The following is a 21188-nucleotide window of genomic DNA, read 5'->3' as shown; positions in this document are numbered from 1 at the left end:
TTCGAGTCAGAACCGGCGCTGCAAACTACAGGAGAAGAACAACTGCGCAAGCAAGCGGTCAACTACATGAAGCATCTGCTGTCTTCGGTACTGAGACTGCCGGCAGAGCGTATTGAAGCAGACGCGCCTATGGAGAAGTATGGCATAGATTCAGTCATGATGATGGAATTAACCGAGAAGCTGGAGCAAAAGTTCGGTTCGTTGCCCAAAACGTTGTTTTTTGAGTATCAGACGATTCAGGAATTGACGAATTATATATGGAAAGTATGCAGGAAATCGTTCATCGGCTTGCTGGATATCGAACTGAAAGCGCCAGCCGTCAAGGAGGCGGAACGCATACCCCCAGAAAAGACGTCAACATCTGCAATTTCCGCGCCGGCCGTCACTCAACGCCGCAAGCGGACTCGCTCCGCTGGTTCCGCGAAGAAACTTTTGGCTGATAAAAAGCCGGAAGCGCTGGATATTGCTATTATCGGGCTTGCCGGGCGATATCCGGGGGCTCGTAATGTTCGGCAATTGTGGGAGCAGTTAAGCCAGGGAAAGGACTGTATAACCGAAATACCCGCTGATCGGTGGGATCACGGTCTCTATTTTGACGAAGAGAAAAATAAATCTGGAAAAACTTATAGTAAATGGGGAGGCTTCCTGGAAGGGGTGGATCAGTTTGATCCGCTCTTCTTCCATATCTCGCCGCTTGAAGCGGAAGGGATGGACCCGCAGGAGCGCCTGTTTCTGGAATGTGTATATGAAACGATGGAGGATGCAGGTTACGCCCGGTCTATTGCCGGAAGCAAAGGAACGAATCTCGGCAAGAGCGGCGCAGTTGGCGTGTATGTAGGCGTGATGTACGAAGAATATCAGTTATATGGAGCCCAGGAGCAGACACGGGGACGCAATGTGGCATTGGGTGGAAATTCATCCTCTATCGCGAACCGGGTATCTTATTTTTTTAATTTTCACGGGCCGAGTATAGCTCTGAACACGATGTGTTCTTCTTCTTTAACCGCGATCCATTTAGCTTGCCAAAGCTTGCAAAGAGGCGAATGCAGCGCCGCCATTGCCGGCGGAGTCAATGTATCCGTACATCCGAATAAGTATTTGCTGCTCGGACAGGGAAGCTTTGTCTCAAGCAAAGGGCGCTGTGAAAGCTTCGGCGAAGGGGGCGACGGCTATGTGCCAGGCGAAGGTGTAGGCGCGATATTGCTTAAACCGCTCGATAAAGCTGTTGCTGATGGCGATCACATCTACGGCGTGATTAAAGGAACAGCGATTAATCATGGAGGCAAAACCAACGGGTATACGGTTCCGAATCCGAATGCGCAGGCCGAAGTCATTTGTCAGGCTTTTCAAGGGGCGGGCATTGATCCTCGAACGATTAGCTATATCGAAGCTCACGGCACCGGCACTTCATTAGGCGATCCTATAGAGATTGCGGGTTTGACAAAAGCTTTTGAAGTCTATACGCAAGACAAGCAGTACTGCTCCATCGGCTCGGTCAAGTCGAACATTGGACATTGTGAGAGCGCAGCTGGAATTGCTGGTATTACCAAAATTTTGCTTCAGATGAAGCATCGCCAATTGGCTCCTTCCCTGCATGCCAAGCAGCTCAATAAACATATTGATTTTGCAAACAGTCCCTTTGCCGTTCAGCAGAAGCTGGAAACATGGCAGCGGCCTGTTATCGGGCAGCGTGAGCTTCCGCGGATTGCCGGCATTTCATCATTTGGCGCCGGAGGGGCTAATGCTCATATCGTTATCGAGGAGCATATCGCGAACGGCGACGAGCTTGCCCTTCCTTCGTCTAACCCGGATCAACCGGTTATCATTGTTTTATCCGCCCGGAACGAAGAGCGTCTCAAAGAAAAAGCGCGTCAATTGCTTGCTTTTATTGTCGAGCAAGGTCTGTCTGAGCAGCATTTGGTTTCGATGGCTTACACGCTTCAAGCAGGCCGGGATGAGCTGAAAGAACGCCTGGCCATGACTGCAGGCTCGATCCGTGAGCTTACAAATAAGCTGGAAGCTTATCTCGCTGGCGAGCAGGAGATTGAGAATCTGATGCAGGGTCAAGTCAAACCTATTCACGAGGCGATGGCAATCGGGGAAGATGGGGATATCGAGAAAGTCATCGAAAGTTGGCTTGAGGAAGGATCCTATGCCAGGCTGCTTGAGCTATGGGTCAGCGGAGTATCTATAGACTGGAATAGATGGTACAGCGGCAAAAAAGTAAAGCGAATGAGCCTGCCCACGTATCCTTTTGAACGGAAGCGGTATTGGCTGGAGCAGACAAAGCCGATGCCAGCGGCAATAACGGCAGATGAGCCGAATCAACTGCACCCACTGGTTCACGCAAATACGTCCAATCTGGCTGAGCAGCGGTTTCGTTCCACCTTTACGGGACAGGAATTTTTTGCAGCGGGCCATATTGTGCAGGACCAGCGATTGTTTCCCGGCACAGCTTGTCTGGAAATGATTCGGGCCGCTGTGGAGCAAGCGGCAGAAGGCATCGATCCAAGTGGCAAGGCGCTTCAATTGAAGAATATAACCTGGATGCGTCCTATTAAATTCGAGGATCGCCCGGTTGATATCCAAATCGGAGTATACCCTCAAGATAACGGGGAGATTAATTGTACCATATCCAGTGCAGCGGAACTCCCGGCTGCTGAACTGACCGTACACAGCCAAGGAACTGCAGTGCTGCTTGCGCCCATTGCGGAAGCACCGAGATTGAATCTGCAGGCGCTTCAGGCGGCATGCAGGGGCGGATATGTATCGGCTGATGAATGTTATAGCCTGTACAGAAGGATGGGCGTGCATTACGGAGAAGAGCAGCAGGGGATCGAGTTTATTCATGCTGGCGAAGGCTGCGTGCTGGCTCATTTGAAGCTGCCCGTCTCCGCAGCCGATGGGCTGGATTCCTGGGTGCTGCATCCGGTCCTGATGGACGCTGCCATTCAAGCAGGATTGGGCTTGCGGTTGTCCGGCTTCTCGAATCGGACAAAAAGCGGGGCGGCGTCCCTGGCTATGTTCACTCCGTTTGCTCTGGAGGAGCTTGTCATATATGGGCGCTGTCTGCCTAGTATGTGGGTGTCGATTCGTTACAGTGAAGACGGGTCGAACAGGGATAGAGTGGAGAAGCTTGACCTTGACCTGTGCGATGAGCAGGGAACTGTTTGTGTGCGGATGAAAGGCTTTTCGATGATTCGCAAAGAGGAGAGCACGTCAGCTTCTTCCCAGTCGGATCCTGCCGCTGTAGCTTCTCAGAAGCATTCGGAGGCGCTGCTGCAGCAGCCGGTGTGGGACGTTGTCTCTATAGCGGATTGGGGGACGGCGTCTCCATACCCAACCGATCATGTGCTGTTGATTGGCGGCACTGCCGATCAGCGAAACGCCATCAAACTCAGCTATCCTGGGTTGCAAGAGTTGTTTGTACAGCCTGGCGCGACGATCGAAGAGATCGCCGCTCAGTTAAAAGCACTGCCGGCTATAAAGCACATCATCTGGATCGTTCCTCATTCCGACCTTGTCTCTTACGCTTCCGACGCTGTTATTCAGAGCCAGCAGGAGGGGGTGATTCAACTTTTTCGATGGGTCAAATCGTTGCTGAGCCTGGGATTCGGGTCTAAGGAACTCTACTGGACAATCTTGACAACCGGGACACAGGCGGTTCATCCGCAGGATGCGGTACATCCAACTCATGCAAGTGTTCACGGATTTGCAGGTTCCCTGGCAAAAGAATGGACAGAATGGAAAATTCGCCTGATTGATTTGGAGCCGGATTCAGATATTCCTTACGGCCAAATGACCATGATTCCGCCAGACCCGCAAGGAAATGCGTGGGCTGTGCGCAATCGGCAGTGGTACCGTCAGAAGCTGCTGAAGGTGAACGGTATTCATGCACCTTCGTCCACCGTGTACCGAAAGAATGGGGTGTATGTCGTCATTGGCGGAGCCGGAGGCATCGGTGAAGCCTGGAGCGAATACATGATCCGCACCTACCAGGCCCGAATCGTATGGATCGGCCGACGAGCGCAAGACGACAGCATCAGCGCTAAGCTCGATCGATTGGTCAATTGGGGCCCGGCACCTGTATATCTCGCTGCGGACGCAAGTGACTATCAGGCTCTTCAAGCCGCTTATGAAGATATCAAAGCGAGGTACGCTGTCATTCATGGAGTGATTCACTCGGCCGTCGGTGCACTGGATCAAAGTTTGGCCCAGATGAACGAATCCCGGTTCCAGGCGGGACTGTCTGCGAAAATAGACGTAAGTGTACGAATGGCGCAAGTCTTTGGAAGAGAACCGTTGGATTTTGCCCTGTTTTTTTCATCGATCGGTTCTTTCGGCAAGCCGCTCGGACAAAGCAGTTACACAGCCGGCTGTACGTTCGCGGACGCTTTTGCTCTTCAGCTCAGGAAAGAATGGTCTTCTTCGGTCAAAGTGATGAACTGGGGTTACTGGGGCGACATCGGGATAGGAAGCGCAGTCCCGCGAGCCTTTAAGAACAGGATGGCGCAAAGCGGAATCGGCTTTATCGAGCCGGCTGACGCCATGATCGCTTTGGAAGCGCTGCAGGCAGGACCCATCGATCAATTATCGTTGATCCAATTGGATCAATCACGGGCCCAGCAGTATGCGGATGAGGATGAATGGCTGGAGGTATACCCCGAACAGCGTGCAGTATCCGGTTCGAGTATTCGAAACTTGATGCCGCAGGCGGGGCCGCAAGTGGAACAGTTGATAGCCAATGGGGCTGCCTTAAGAGAAGGGATGGATCGTTTGCTTGGCCGACTGCTTTGGGGCGAGCTGCAGCGAAGCGGGATACTCGCGGATCAAAGTAGACTACTGGATATGTACAAGCGTTGGTTCGAGGAGAGTATGTCGCTTCTGACGAAACATGGAATATTCCCGCAAGCAGGTAATTACGACAGCGCTTACAGGGATTCTTTAAACGAAGGGGATGCAGCTTGGCAGGAACAAAAAGAGCGATGGCGGGAAGAGACGAACTTGAGGGCCCAATTGTCGCTGGTGGAAGCAACGCTGCAAGCACTGTCGGATATTTTAACAGGCAAACGTCCGGCCACTGAGATTATATTTCCGAATTCTTCGATGGAGCGTGTAGAAGGTATCTACAAAAATAATGAGGCAGCCGACCACTTCAATGAAGTGCTTTCCGATACGGTCATTGCCTGTATCCAGGAACAGCTGCGGCATGATCCCGACGCACAGATTAGTATTCTTGAGATTGGAGCTGGAACAGGAGGGACGAGCGCCATTGTTCTGGACAAGCTCAAGCCGTATCGCAACCGCATTCGGGAATATGCGTATACGGATCTTTCCAAAGCCTTTTTGATGCATGCCGAAAAGGAGTATGGTTCCGATCATCCTTATTTGACAACTCATATTGTGAATGCGGAACAATCGCTGTTCGAGCAGCTCGTACCAACCGGCAGCTTTGATATCGTTATAGCGGCTAACGTGCTGCACGCGACCAAAGACATTCGCCAAACGATTCGGAACGTGAAGGCGGCTTTAAAGTCCAATGGCTGGATTGTAATGAATGAGCTTAGCGACCATTCGTTATTTACCCATTTGACTTTCGGCCTTTTGGAAGGCTGGTGGTTGTACGAGGATGCAGAAATAAGAATTCCGGGCGGGCCGGGAGTATCCTCGACAGAATGGAAAAATTTATTGGAACAGGAAGGGTTTAGGGATGTTTTCTTTCCCGCAGCAGATGCGCATGAGTTGGGACAGCAGATTATAGCAGCTTCCAGCGACGGAATGATTCGCATTCGACGCAAGCATGAATCAGGGCAATCTCCCCAGATCGGCGCCGAAGAACGGACCCGCCCCGCTTTGCGCGAAAATAAACTGAATAAGCCGGATGTTTGGCAAGATTTATTGTTGGAGAGAAGCTTGAGCTATTTCAAGAAATTGATCGGCGATACCCTGAAAATACCGACGCAGCAAATTGATCCGTCCGAGCCCTTGGAGAACTACGGCATTGATTCGATTCTGGTTGTTCAGATGACCGACACGCTTCGCAAAGCATTCGGAGAAGTAAGCAGCACCCTGTTTTTCGAATGCCAAACTTTGGATGCGGTGGTTGACCATTTTATCCGGACGAGGAAAGAGAAGCTGGCAGCCCTGCTGGGATTAGAACAGAACGAGCTTGAGGCACACAGCGATGATGCGGCGGCTGGGCCAAGGGCTGTTCCTTCAGCTCCGAAGCTTCTTGGCAAGGAGAACAGACGCTTTATTCAAGTAACAGAGCCGGCGGGCACTGGGCTTTCGCCTTCTCGCGAACCGATCGCAATCATCGGGGTCAGCGGACGATATCCGCAAGCAAACAATCTGGATGCTTATTGGGAGCAGTTGCAGAAGGGGGCCGATTGCATAACGGAGGTTCCCGCCGATCGCTGGGCGATGGACGAACTGTTCGAAGCAGATCCGAAGAAAGCGGCAGAGGCTGGCAAAAGCTATGGCAAATGGGGCGGATTCATAGACGGCTTTGCCGAATTTGATCCCTTGTTTTTCAATATTTCCCCGCGCGAAGCATTAAGTATGGACCCGCAGGAACGGTTGTTTTTAATGTCGTGCTGGGAAGTTATGGAAGACGCCGGGTATACAAGGGAACGTTTGGCCAAACACTTCAATCGCCAGGTCGGCGTTTTCGCAGGCATTACTAAAACGGGATTTGATTTATGCGGGTCGGAAGACTGGAAAAGAGAGGAGCGTATTTATCCTCATACTTCCTTCGGTTCGGTGGCTAATCGGGTCTCCTATCTGTTAAATCTGCAAGGCCCCAGCATGCCGATTGATACGATGTGCTCTTCCTCATTGACCGCTATACACGAAGCTTGTGAGCACCTGCATCGACAGGAATGCGAGATGGCTATTGCGGGCGGGGTGAATCTCTATCTGCATCCGTCCAGCTACATCGCTCTTAGCGCGCAGCAGATGCTTTCCGCAGACGGACAATGCAAAAGCTTCGGTCTGGGCGGCAACGGCTTCGTACCGGGGGAAGGCGTCGGTACCGTGCTGTTGAAGCCGCTGTCGCGGGCGATTGCCGATCAGGATCACATCTATGCCGTTATTCGCACTACAGCGATCAATCATGGGGGCAAAACGAATGGTTACACGGTTCCTAATCCAATGGCACAAGGCGAGCTTATTCGCAAAGCACTGGATAAAGCGGGCATCCATGCTCGTACCGTGAGCTATATGGAGGCGCACGGAACAGGAACCGAACTGGGCGACCCGATCGAGATCGCTGGACTTACGCAGGCGTTCGGAAAAGATACGCAGGAAACCGGATTTTGTTCCATCGGCTCCGTTAAATCGAATATTGGCCATTTAGAAGCAGCTGCTGGCATCGCGGGCTTGACCAAAATTATTTTGCAAATGAAGCATCAAAAGCTTGTTCCTACGCTTCATGCGGAGCAATTGAATCCGAACATTCATTTTGCCAAAACGCCTTTTACCGTGCAGCAGAAGCTTGAAGAGTGGAGAAGACCGTCGGTCATCCTTCATGGAGTTGCACGGGAATATCCGCGCATCGCCGGCATTTCTTCTTTTGGAGCGGGCGGGGCTAATGCGCATGTCGTGATTGAGGAATATATACCGCGAACGGAAGAGCGTCCCTTATTCGCTGTTTCACCGGACCAGCCTGCGCTTATCGTCCTTTCTGCCAAAAATGAAGGGCGCCTTCGGGAACAGGTTCTGCGTTTGAACGCCTATTTGGAGAAGCATCTTCTGCAGGATGCAGCTCTTGCCGATATCGCCTACACCTTGCAAACAGGGCGCGAAGCGATGGATGAACGTTTGGCCTTGATTGTATATTCAATGAAGGAATTGAAGGAGAAGCTGCAAGCTTTTATAGAAGGTCAGGAAAGTACCGAATATGTATATCGCGGACAAGTGAAGCGCAATAAAGAAACGATGGCTCTGTTTGCCGACGATGAGATGCAGGAAGCCGTAACCCGCTGGATCGCGCGAAAGAAATATACGAAGCTGCTGGATCTGTGGGTCAAGGGGCTTTCCCTGGATTGGGATCAATTTTATGGAGATGCTCAGCCTCGCCGCATTCCTTTGCCGACGTATGCATTTGGTAAGGAACGGTATTGGATGCCTGAGGATCAGGCGAACACAAGGAGCAGAGCGTTGGTTCAGGGTGTGGAATCCCGCTTGCATCCGCTGCTTCACCGCAATACTTCCGATTTGGCGGAGCAGCGGTACAGCTCCAGCTTTACAGGTCATGAATTTTTTCTCCGTGATCATCGCGTAAAAGGCAGCCGCGTTTTGCCGGGTGTGGCCTATCTGGAAATGGCCAGAGCTGCAGTCGTTGACGCGCTGGGGAGCAGCGTGCAGGGTTCGATGTTGCAACAGAATCAAATCGAGAGAATGCGGCTCAAGAACATCGTATGGCTGCGGCCCGTCATCGTCGATGAGGAAGAGACCGGCGTTCATATTGCTCTGTGTCCAGAAGATAACGGAGAAATTGCTTTTGAAATTTACAGCCTGCCCCGCGGGAATGAAGCGGAGGCAATTGTTCATTGTCAGGGAGTGGCAGAAGCAGGCGCTCCGGCGATCCAGCCGAAGGCGGATCTGGCAAATCTGATGCATGAATGCAAAAACGGGTTTATTTCTCCTGAGCTGCTCTATGAGGCTTTCCATCAGATGGGGATCGAATATGGACCGGGTCACCGCGCCATTGAATCTTTGTACATGGGAAACGATCTGTTTTTGGCCAGGCTGTCTTTGCCCTTATCGGCATCCGATCAGGATCAGGCTTACGTGCTGCACCCAAGCCTGATGGACGCTGCCTTGCAAGCACCGCTTGGTTATTTCCTCAGTTCCGCAGGCGGAGCAGTGCCTGCCCCGGTGAAGCCTGTGCTGCCTTATGCTCTGCAGGAGCTGGAAGTGATATGCGCATGCACGAGCTCAATGTGGGCATTAATCCGGCACAGTCAAGGAAGCAAACCGGGCGATAAACTGCAGAAGCTCGACATCGATCTGATGGATGAAACGGGTCAAATTTGCGTGCGAATGAGAGGATATACAACTCGCGTTCTGGATGAGGAGGGAGACCGTGCAGATACGGGGGTTCAAACAGCGACTTTGTTGTTTGAGCCGGGTTGGGACGAACAGGCGATTGAACCCGCTGTGCAGGCTTCTTTTGAGCAGCATGTGGTGTTGATTTGCGAGCAGGATAACAATCTGGCGGCTTGGCTTGCACAACATATGAATGAAACAAGCTGCATCCATCTTCATTCGGAAGAGGACAGCCTCGCTGAACGCTTTCAAGCGTATGCGGCTCAGATATTGGCACAGCTGCAGGCGATTCTGAACAACGGTTCCAGCGGCAAAGTGCTGATTCAGCTTGTCGGCTCGTGCAGGAATGAACAGCGGCTGTGGACCGGCCTGTATGGACTGCTGCAAACAGCCCAGATGGAGAATTCCAAAATTGTGAGTCAATTGATTGAAATGGAGCCCGAAGCTGCTTCGGAAGTCTGGAAGCAGAGGCTGCTGGAGAACCGTGTACGTCCAACGGACGGACGGGTTCAATATCGCCAAGGTAAACGCCGTGTAGGCGTTTGGAAGGAGATAGAGGCGTTGGATCATACGCCAAATTATCCCTGGAAGGACCGCGGCATTTATGTCATTACAGGAGGTGCGGGCAATCTCGGGCTTATTTTTGCTGCTGAAATGACCCGGCATGTGGAAGGGGCCGTAGTTTTTTTGACAGGACGGTCGCCGCTTTCCGCAGATATGCAAGCCAAGCTGCAGAATCTGGCGTCTTCCGGCAATCAGGTTCACTACAGGCAGGTGGATGCAGCGGATCAAGAAGCCGTTGTTGCTTTCATCGATAAGATCGTACAGGATTATGGCCGATTGGATGGCATTATCCACAGTGCAGGTCTCATTCGCGATCAGTACTTGCATGTGAAAAGTCAGGAACAGCTGCGCGAGGTTATGGCTCCCAAGGTGAACGGCCTGATCCATATCGATGAGGCCACCCGCGGACTCCCGCTGGACTTTTTTATGATCTTCTCCTCTTTGGCTGCCGTGATGGGGAACTTGGGACAGGGCGATTATGCGGCTGCCAACGCTTTTATGGATGCTTATGCCGGATATCGGGTATCGCTAGCCGAGCAGGGTCAACGCCATGGTCAAACGATTTCGATTAATTGGCCGTTGTGGCAGGAAGGCGGGATGCAGGTGCCTGCCCAGACCGGGCAATGGATGGAGGATAATCTGGGGATCGTACCGCTGCCGACGCCATCGGGCATACGAGCTTTGCTTCAGGGATTCGCCGCAAATAAAAGCCGGATTATCGTTGTGAATGGGCGGCCGGCGCCAATCAGGCAAAAGCTGTTTCCGCCGCGCGTTGCTGCGGCAAAGCCGATTGCCGCAATCGCTTCGTCCATCGGACAAAACGCGGTTGGAGATGCAAAGAGCTTGCCGGACAAGCTGCTGGCCGCTCTAACGGCAGCGATTTCCAAATTGCTTAAAGTGAACGGCGATGATATCGATATCCATACCGGGCTGAGCGAATATGGGTGTGATTCCATTTCGTTCACTCAATTCGCCAACGATCTGAATCGGGATTTCAAGCTTGAATTGGCGCCTACCGTCTTTTTTGAGTATGAAACCTTGGCGAGTCTGGCTGCCTATTTATTGGAGGAACACGGCCCTAGTATTAGGGAAAAGTTTGCCGAATCGATTGGAAGCCCCGGCGTTTTACGGGCTGCGGGGGAAGAGGAGAGCTTGACCGGTTCAACCGGACAGATCAACCAACCCGCGTCTGTTTCTTTCGCAGCCCGCCGCGGCCGCCGATTTGCCAAGCTTCCCGAGGCTTCTTCCGAAAGAAAGGCAGCTGCCGCCGCCGATTCGGATGCCATCGCGATTGTAGGTGTAAGCGCCTGCTTCCCGATGGCCCGGGACATCGATGAGTTCTGGAGCAATCTGGCCGAGGGCAAAGATTGCATTCGTGAAATCCCCGCTGATCGGTGGGATTGGAGAGCTATTTACGGCGATCCGGCGAAAGAAGAAAATAAGACCAATATCAAGTGGAGCGGTTTTATCGACGGTGTGGACGAATTTGATCCTTTGTTTTTCGGGATTTCTCCGCGCGAGGCCGAATTAATGGATCCTCAGCAGCGGCTGTTGATGACCCATGTATGGAAGGTGATCGAAGATGCGGGAATGTCACCGCAAAGTTTATCGGGTACGAAAACGGGGATTTTTGCAGGAACATCTTTCAGCGGCTACAGCAGTCTGATTTCCAAGGCTCAGCTTCCCGTAGACAGCTATTCCTCAACCGGGCTTGTTCCTTCTGTAGGACCTAACCGAATGAGCTTTTTTCTGAATATCCACGGGCCGAGCGAACCGATTGAGACCGCCTGTTCAAGCTCTTTGGTTGCTATTGTGCGTGCGGTGAGCGCGATTGAAAACGGCAGTTGCGAGATGGCAATTGTCGGAGGGGTGAATACGATCGTTACGCCGGACGGGCATATCAGTTTCAACAAAGCAGGTATGCTGGCGCATGACGGCCGTTGTAAAACATTTTCCGATGAAGCTAATGGATATGTCCGCAGCGAAGGCGCAGGCATGCTCTTCTTGAAGAAGCTGAGCGCAGCCGAGCGGGACGGCAATGTGATTTACGGATTGATTCGGGGAGCTGCCGAAAATCACGGCGGCCGGGCGACTTCATTGACGGCTCCGAATCCGAAAGCCCAGGCCGATCTGCTCAAAACAGCCTATACGCAAGCAGGCATTGATCCGAACACGATCACTTATATAGAAACACACGGCACGGGCACGGAGCTTGGAGATCCGATTGAAATTAACGGGCTCAAATCCGCCTTCCAGTCTTTGCATGAAATGGCGGGAAGTTCACCGAGGCCGGAGGCTTACTGCGGCTTGGGCTCCGTCAAATCGAATATTGGACACGCTGAGTTGGCTGCGGGAATTGCCGGAGTAATCAAGGTGCTGCTGCAGCTTAAACATCGGACATTGGTAAAAAGCCTGCACTGTGAGACGATCAATCCATATATCCAATTGAAAGACAGTCCCTTTTACATTGTGCAGGAAAAACAGGCCTGGATGGCCGTGAAGGATAAGGATGGCAATGAGCTGCCCCGGCGAGCGGGCATAAGCTCCTTTGGCTTCGGAGGCGCCAATGCGCATGTGGTGCTTGAGGAATATGTGCCCAAGCATCCTGCTGATCGCCGGACTGCCGCAATCACACCTGACGCCCCCGCGGTTATTGTGCTGTCGGCTAAAAATGAAGATCGCCTTTATGAGCAAGCGAAGCAGTTGTTAGCTTTTTTGCAAAAAAGACAGATCGATGACGCCGCCTTGGCGGATGTCGCTTATACGCTCCAGACAGGGCGTGAAGCGATGGAAGAGCGTCTGGCTATGACGGCTTCCTCCGTCCCTGAATTGGAACAGCATCTCCAAGCATTCATACAAGGCGGCGAAGGCAGCGGATTATTGTATCGAGGGCAGGCTCAACGGATTCAAAAGCTGATTGCCCAGTTCGGCTCGGAGGAGGAGACTAGGAACTCTGTAACGCGATGGATGGAGCAACAAGCTTACGCAAACGTGCTGGAACTGTGGGTCAGAGGACTTTCCGTGAACTGGAGTCAACTGTACAAGGAGGGCAAACCGCGTTTAATCAGCTTGCCGACGTATCCGTTCGCTAAGGAACGCTACTGGGTGCCGGATGCCAAGAAAGAGTATGGCAGCCAATCTAACGGGACTTTGGCGTTCCTGCATCCGCTGCTGCATCGCAACACCTCCGATTTTTCGGAACAACGGTTTGAATCGCTTTTTACAGGACAGGAATTTTTCTTCAAGGATCACCGAGTCAACGGGCAAAAGGTTTTCCCGGGCGCAGCCTATTTGGAAATGACTCGCGCTGCCGCGGAGAGATCGCTTGGCGGACCCAACGAAAGCCCGGGAAGCGATAGGACGGATATCCTGTATTTGAAAAATATCGTCTGGGCAAGAGCGGTTACGATCGCTGAGGAGCCTGCCAGCCTGCATATTGCACTTGTTCCCACGGAAGCCGGCCAAGCGGCTTTTGAAATTTACAGCGCATCGTACGGCAGTAACAACGAACGCATCGTACACAGTAAAGGATTAGCCGCATGGGGCTATGGAGCAGCTGTGGAAAAGCGGGATTTGCCGGCTTTGCAGGCTTCGTGCAGTCATACCGAAATAAGCCGGAGCCGCGTGTATAAAACGTTTAAGGCCATCGGAATCGACTATGGGCCGTCCCATCAAGGCATTGAAACCCTTTATATCGGAAAGGGGCAAATTTTGGCCAAACTGGCTTTGCCAGGACCCTTTGCAGTCGGTTCGCATGAATTTGTGCTCCATCCCGGCATGCTGGATGCGGCCTTGCAGGCAACGATTGGCTTTTTGTTGGGTTCGTATGCTGAAGAGGACATGCCGTTAATCCGTCCCATCGTCCCATTTGCCCTGCAGGAGATCGAAATCAGGGGGGCATGTACGGCTTCGATGTGGGCTTTGATCCGTTACAGTGAGGGCAGCCATCCCGAGAGTTCGCTCCAAAAGCTCGATATCGATATGATGGATGCCGATGGAAGTACGCGGATACGGTTGAAGGGATACACTTCTCGTGCATGGGACAGTGAATTGCAACAGGCTGCGGATAAGAATGGAGCCGAGCCGTCGTTGTTTGCGCCGGCCTGGACAGAGCAGGCGGCCAAGGCCGGGCAAGATGTCGAATATGACGAGCATCTGGTCATGATGTGCGAACCGGAACATCCACTGGAAGACGATTGGAAATCTCGCTTTAACCGTGTTCGCTTTATTGTCCTGCAATCGCAGGAACAGGGCGTTGCTGACCGGTACAAGACGTATGCGGAATGGATACTTGAAGAGATTCAGGCGCTCTTGAGAAAGCCTTCCGCAGGGAAAGTATTGATTCAGCTTGTCTTCTCAACAAAAAAGGAACAGCAGCTTTTCAGCGGTTTGTTCGGGCTTCTGCAAACAGCTGCCTTGGAGAATCCGAGAATAACCGTGCAATGTATTGGCGCGGAGTCGACCGAGGACGTATTTATTTCCAAATTATTGGAAATAAACGCAGGCACTTTGGACATGAGAGTTCGGTATGAAGCGGGTAATCGGTATGTGGGCAACTGGGCAGAAGTGGATCGCCCCGGACAACTGGCAGCCCTGCCATGGAAGGATCGCGGCGTCTATGTCATCACAGGCGGAGCCGGCGGTTTGGGTCTGATCTTTGCCAACGAAATTATCCGCCGGGTGAAAATGCCCGTCCTGCTGCTTGCCGGCAGCACTTCTTTGAAGCCGGAGAAGCGAGACAAGATCAGAGAGATGGAAAAGCTCGGCGCTAAGGTTGCTTACCGGCAAGTCGATATCACGAAGGCTCACAGCGTAAATGAATGGATTCATGAGATACAGCGGGAATATGGCAGAATTGATGGGATCATCCATTGCGCCGGCATCATTCGCGATAATTATTTGTTGAAGAAAACGCAGGATGAGCTGCAGGAAGTTCTCGCTCCGAAGGTTAGCGGTGTGATGCATTTGGATGAAGCGACCAAGGATGAAACGCTCGATTTCTTTATTATGTTTTCTTCCTTGGCGGCAATGGCGGGAAGCGCCGGCCAAGGCGATTATGCCGCCGCGAATGCATTCATGGACGCTTATGCGCACTATCGTTCCCAACTGGCGGCAGAAGGCCGGCGTCAGGGACGCTCCCTATCGATCAATTGGCCGCTGTGGCAGGATGGCGGGATGCAGGTTGATCCCGATCTAGCGAGAATGATGCGTCAGCACACGGGTATCGTCAGTCTGGAGACAGAAGCTGGCCTTCAGTCTTTCTATCGAAGCTGGGCCGCGGAAGGGAGTCAGGTATCGGTAGTGGCTGGCCATCTTCAGCGTCTGCAATCCGCGATGTTCCGGCAGCCCTCGCCGTCTGTGGAGCAAGCACAAGCAGCTTCCAAGCTGTCAGAGGTTGCGGTTCATCCGGACGAATTGCGGGAAAAAGCGGTTCATATGTTGAAGCAACTGCTCGCTGCTGTCATCAAACTGCCTGCGAATCGGATTGATCCCATGATGCCAATGGAGAAATACGGGATTGATTCCTTGATGATCATGCAGTTGAACAACCAATTGGAAGAGACCTTCGGTTCCCTGTCTAAAACACTCTTTTTCGAATATCAGACGTTAGATGCATTGAGCGATTATTTCCTTGAAAACCATCGGGCGCAGCTGCTGAATCTGTTAGAGATTCAACAGCCGCAGCCTGTTTCAGAGGGAGCTGTCACTCACACCGCAGCCTCAGACCCGGTAAGCCGCGAGAAGGTGGAGAGGATCGGCAGTAAGCCTGAGCGATTCGTTCCTTCCCGTCGAGACGAGAAGGAAGCAAGGTCATCCTCTGCATTGGACATCGCGATTATCGGTGTAGCCGGCCGTTATCCCGGCGCAGTCGATATTCAGCAGTTCTGGAGCAATTTGCGGGATGGCAAAGACAGTATCACAGAAATTCCGCAGGAACGCTGGGATTATCGTTTATATTACGATGAAGATAAGACGAAGTTGGGTAAAACGAACAGTAAGTGGGGCGGTTTCATGGAAGGCGTAGATCGTTTCGACCCGCTCTTTTTCCACATCTCGCCTCGAGAAGCGGAAATCATGGACCCGCAGGAGCGTTTATTCCTGCAATGCGCATTTGAAGTATTGGAAGATGCCGGTTATACCCGTGAAGCTTTAAGTAAGCGTTATGGGAATGGCTATGGCGGCAACGTGGGCGTATACGTCGGAGTGATGTATGAAGAATATCAGCTTTACGGAGCGCAGGAGCAGACGCAAGGCCGTTCTATCGCTCTTGCAGGAAGTCCGTCATCAATTGCCAATCGGGTATCGTACTTCTGTAACTTTCACGGTCCGAGTATGGCGATTGATACGATGTGTTCCTCTTCTCTTACGGCGATCCATCTGGCTTGCAATGCGCTCTTGCGCGGCGAATGCGAGCTGGCGCTTGCCGGCGGTGTGAATGTATCGATTCACCCGAATAAGTATTTGAATCTGGGTCAGGGCAAATTCGTTTCGAGCAAGGGCAGATGCGAGAGCTTCGGGGAAGGGGGAGACGGGTATGTCCCGGGGGAAGGAGTGGGCGCATTACTGCTCAAGCCGTTTCATCTGGCGGTCGCTGACGGCGATCAGATTTACGGAGTGATCAAGGGAACTGCGGCTAACCACGGCGGCAAAACGAACGGATATACCGTTCCTAATCCGAATGCCCAAGCTGATGTCATTGCACGAACATTGAAAGAAGCGGGCATTGACCCAAGAACGGTGAGTTATATCGAAGCGCATGGCACGGGAACATCGCTTGGCGATCCGATAGAGATAACAGGATTGTCCAAATCTTTCCAGAGGTACACGAAAGACAAGCAGTTCTGTGCGATTGGCTCGGTGAAGTCTAACATCGGGCATTGCGAGAGCGCAGCGGGGATCGCTGGGGTAACGAAAGTACTACTACAGATGAAGCATAAACAGCTTGTTCCTTCGCTGCACGCAGAGACGTTGAACCCGAACATCGACTTTGGCAAGACACCGTTTGTCGTTCAGCAAAGGCTGGAGGAGTGGGTGCGTCCGCAAATCAGCATAAACGGAGTAATGAAGGAATATCCGCGAAGAGCAGGCGTTTCCGCATTCGGGGCCGGAGGCTCTAACGTCCATATTCTTCTTGAAGAATATGTGCCTCAAAGCCGTCAGCATTCTCCGCAGCCTGCCATGGGGCAGCAGCCTGTACTCATTGTGCTGTCCGCCAAACAACCGGAGCGGCTGCGCGAACAGGCAGATCGATTGCTGCATGTATTGCGGCAACAATCGATTTCTGACAACATGCTCGCTGATATCGCGTACACGCTGCAAGTCGGAAGGGAAGCTATGGAGGAGCGCCTGGGCATTGAGGCTGCTTCATCGGAAGAGCTTAAGATGAAGCTGGAGGCTTTTCTGGAAGGCAACAACGCTGTGGAAGGCCTTTATCCGGGGCATCGAAAACGAGGGCAAGAGGCATTTCTCGCTTCGGCCGACGAGAGCTCGGCTCCTGATATACCCGGATTGCTTCAACAACGTAAATATGGTGAAGTTCTGGCGTTGTGGAGCAATGGGGCATTTGTGGATTGGGAGGATATGTATGGCGGCGGCATACGGCAGCGAGTCAGTTTGCCCACGTATCCTTTTGCCAGGGACCGCTATTGGGTTCCTGCGATGAGTGACAAAGCGGATATGGAGTTTACCGGCCGTACTCTTCCGCTCCATTCCGGCGATCAGAAAGAAACTGAGGCCGAGGAACAGGTTGCGCTGTACCCGGAAACGGTTGCCTCTGTGTTTCAGAACATGAAGCAGCAACTGAAAAGCGCAGTGAAGCCTTTGGATTTGTCTGCTGCTTCCCCGCAAGCGGCAGAGTCGGAGATCGGGGAAGTGCGCTCTCAAGTGCAGGAGGTTCTCGTACGGTACTTATCTGAATTGCTTGAGGTCAGCGACGAGTACTTGGATGTTCATGTGGAGTTGGATGAGTACGGATTCGATCAAATCAAACAGGTCGAACTTATTCAGAGATTAAATCAGACCTACGAACTGGATATGACACCGGCTATTTTCTTGGAGTATCCGACAATCCTTAATCTTGTCCAATATTTGTTAATTACTTACACCGAAAGATTGACAGCCTACTATCAACGGTTAACCGTCAAAGTGTAAGATATTTGCTGCACGTGTACAGGAGGGAAAAGAATGAAGGTAATGGATCGGCATCTCAGCAAGCTGCTGTGGGCGCAATTGCAGGCTGTGGGCATATCGTTCCATGGAAGTAAGGGAACGGACATTGACCTCAAACACACCGGGATCAGCCATGGATATGAGAGATGGTTGGAAACGAGTTTATTGTTGCTGGTTCAAGAACGAATACTTGCCTGCGATGGGCAGTTTTATTATCTGGCCGATGAAGTTCCTGCGAATGTGAACGCCGTATGGGAGGAATGGGAACAGCAGAAGACAGCTTGGTTGAATGAACCCGATCTGAAAGCTCAAGTGAGATTAGTCGACGCAGCGCTTCGTGCGCTGCCCGACATTCTCGCCGGAAAACTGCCCGCTACAGATATTATGTTTCCAGGATCCTCGATGGAATTGGTTGAGGGTATCTATAAGAACAATCGTGTATCGGACTATTTTAACGATGTGCTCGGAAATACGCTGATTTTATTTATAGAAGAAACACTCAAGCATAATCCTTCTGCGCAGATACGAATTTTTGAGATTGGCGCGGGGAGCGGAGGGACGAGCGCAGGGTTGTTCAATAGATTGCAGGCGTACAGGGATCATATCAAGGAATATGGCTATACGGATATTTCGCGAGCCTTTTTGCTGCATGCCGAAAAAGAATACGGCCCGGACAATCCTTATTTGACTTACCGAATTTTCAATACAGAGCAGTCTGTTGCCGGACAAGGCATTATACCGGGTGCCTATGACGTGGTAATTGCCGCTAATGTGCTGCATGCCACGGCCAATATTCAAAAAACCTTGCGCAACGCCAAAGCTCTCTTGAGAAAAAACGGTCTCCTTTTATTGAATGAAATCAGCACACATTCTTTGTTCACCCATCTGACCTTTGGACTGCTGAAAGGATGGTGGCTGTATGAAGATCCGGAGCTGCGCATTCCGGGCTGTCCTGGACTATATCCTAGTGTATGGCAGCAGGTGCTGGAAAGCGAAGGCTTTGGCTCTGTATTCTTCCCGACGGAAGAATCTCATCATTTGGGTCAACAAATTATCGTTGCTGAAAGCGATGGAGTGGTTCGGCAAATACAGGAAAGCAAGCCCGCTCCATTATCTGAAAAGGAAAAAGGCGAGCTGCCTCCGTCCCGTCGGGACAAACCCAATCGTCCGGTGACGAGTGTGCGTGAGGCTTCCTCCAACTCCAGAATCGTCGATTTCGTGAGAGAGAGATTGATCGTAACGATGTCTGAAGCATTGAAGCTGGACAGGGATCTGATCGATCTTGATCAATCGTTTGCCGATTATGGACTTGATTCCATTATTGGCGTCAATTTTGTTCAAGCGGTTTCCGACATACTGAGGATCGATTTGCAAACCACCGACATCTTTGATTTTAGCTCGATTCGCCGCCTAACGGAGTTTATTGTGTCAGAGCACGGAGATGCCATTGCAGCCATGTTGCCGGGAAGCGAGCATTCTTCGGTTCCTCATCAGGAAATAAAGGCAGAGCCGCAGGAGCATAAAAACGCTTTTAGGCAGGTGGGAAATTCACAGAGAAGCACGATCAGAGAAACGGATACTTCTCAACTGACCGATCAAGCAGACTCTGCCGCTTATTATGAACCTATTGCTATCATTGGAATGAGTGGCAGATTCGCCAAGTCCGGCAGTGTGGATGCGCTGTGGGAACATTTGGCTAATGGCGATAATCTGGTAGATCGAATTTCCCGTTGGGACTTGTCCCAATACCATAAAAAGGAAGACTTGTATTGCGATTACGGAAGCTTTTTGGATGGGATCGATCAATTCGATCCGTTATTTTTCAATATATCGGGGATTGAGGCCACTTATATGGACCCGCAGCAGCGTCTTTTTTTAGAGGAGTCATGGAGGGCGCTGGAAAATGCGGGGTACGCAGGAGCCAAAGTTGGGGGAACTCGCTGCGGGGTGTACGTTGGATGTGCGGCAGGGGATTATAACACACTGTTTACCGAAAACCTTCCTCCTCAGGCGTTATGGGGCTCTCTCAATTCAGCGATTGCGGCTCGCATTGCTTATTGTCTGGATCTTCAAGGTCCTGCTATTGCTGTGGATACGGCTTGCTCCAGCTCTCTTGTTTCGATCCATCTCGCCTGCCAGGGATTGTGGTCCGGAGAGACGGACATGGCCTTGGCCGGAGGTATTTATATCCAGGCTACGCCTCAATATCACTTGTTGGCCGATGGAGCGGGGATGCTGTCGCGTACCGGCAAGTGCTACACCTTTGACAACCGGGCTGACGGTATGGTGCCGGGAGAAGCCGTTGGGGCGGTTGTACTCAAACGCCTCCGCGACGCAATCGATGACGGTGACCATATCTACGGCGTCATTCGCGGTTCGGGGATCAATCAGGACGGTACGACCAACGGCATAACGGCGCCCAGCCTCAAGTCGCAAGAACGGCTGGAGCGCGAGGTGTATGAAACGTTTGGCATTGATCCGGCACAGATTCAGATGGTTGAAGCGCATGGAACGGGCACCAGGCTCGGCGACCCGATCGAGTATCAGGCGCTCAGCCGGGCTTTCCGCCATTATACCGATGATGAGCAATTTTGTGCGATCGGTTCGTTGAAAACGAACATTGGGCATACGCAGCTTGCCTCCGGTGTAGCCGGGTTAATCAAAATTCTGCTGTCCTTGCAGCATAAGCAGATACCGCCCTCTCTACACTTCGAGTCGGGCAATTCGAACATTCAGTTTGCGAGCAGTCCCTTTTATGTGAATACAGCATTGAAGGAATGGAACGTGAAACCAGGGGTCAAAAGGCGTGCCGCCATCAGCTCATTCGGCGCTACAGGAACGAATGCGCACATGGTGATCGAAGAAGCTTCGCAGATGGAACGGGTGCACGCCGGGAAGCCGGGTTACCTGATCGTCTTATCGGCGCAAAGCCAGGGGCAGCTGCGTCAGCAGGCTGAACAGCTGGCTGCCTTTTGCACGCAGGAGCCCGGCATCGACTGCGGCAACATCAGCTATACGCTTTTGCTCGGCAGAAAGCACTTCAAGCATCGCTTGGCCTGTGTGGCACGCACGGCCGAAGAGGTGGCAGCCCTCCTTCGCGGCTGGATGCAAAAAGGGAAGCAGCCGCAGGTATATGTCTCCGAGGTTCAGGAGAATGAACGACGCGAGCAGCCATCGCTGAAACGTTATGGCAATGCGTGCATCCGCAGCTGCCGGGAAATCGGGGAAGCTGGCGAGTATATGGAACAATTGTCAGCGATCGCCGATTTATACAGCCTGGGCTACGGCTTGGAGTATGAAGAGCTGTTCGCGGATGGCGGGTATTCGCGGATTCCGCTGCCGACGTATCCGTTTGCGCGGGAGCGTTACTGGGTGCCGGAGAAAACCGCGGCGGCAACCGTGGA

The 21188-nt window shown here is 52.2% G+C and carries 1 protein-coding gene and 1 pseudogene; both read left to right on the top strand.

Annotation, left to right across the window (positions count from 1 at the left end):
* Positions 1–33: 33 nt before the first annotated feature.
* Positions 34–17694 (top strand): annotated as a pseudogene (locus AC0LWT_RS36730) (SDR family NAD(P)-dependent oxidoreductase); the annotation flags it as partial.
* Positions 17695–17799: 105 nt separating this feature from the next.
* Positions 17800–21188, top strand: a 3389-nt coding sequence (locus AC0LWT_RS36725) for a beta-ketoacyl synthase N-terminal-like domain-containing protein (protein WP_474686772.1), incomplete at its 3' end; no start/stop codon positions are given.

It is taken from the genome of Paenibacillus sp. sgz302164 (genome assembly GCF_056120505.1).
Note: the sequence above shows the minus strand (reverse complement) of the source record. Positions and strands in the feature narration are given on the sequence as shown.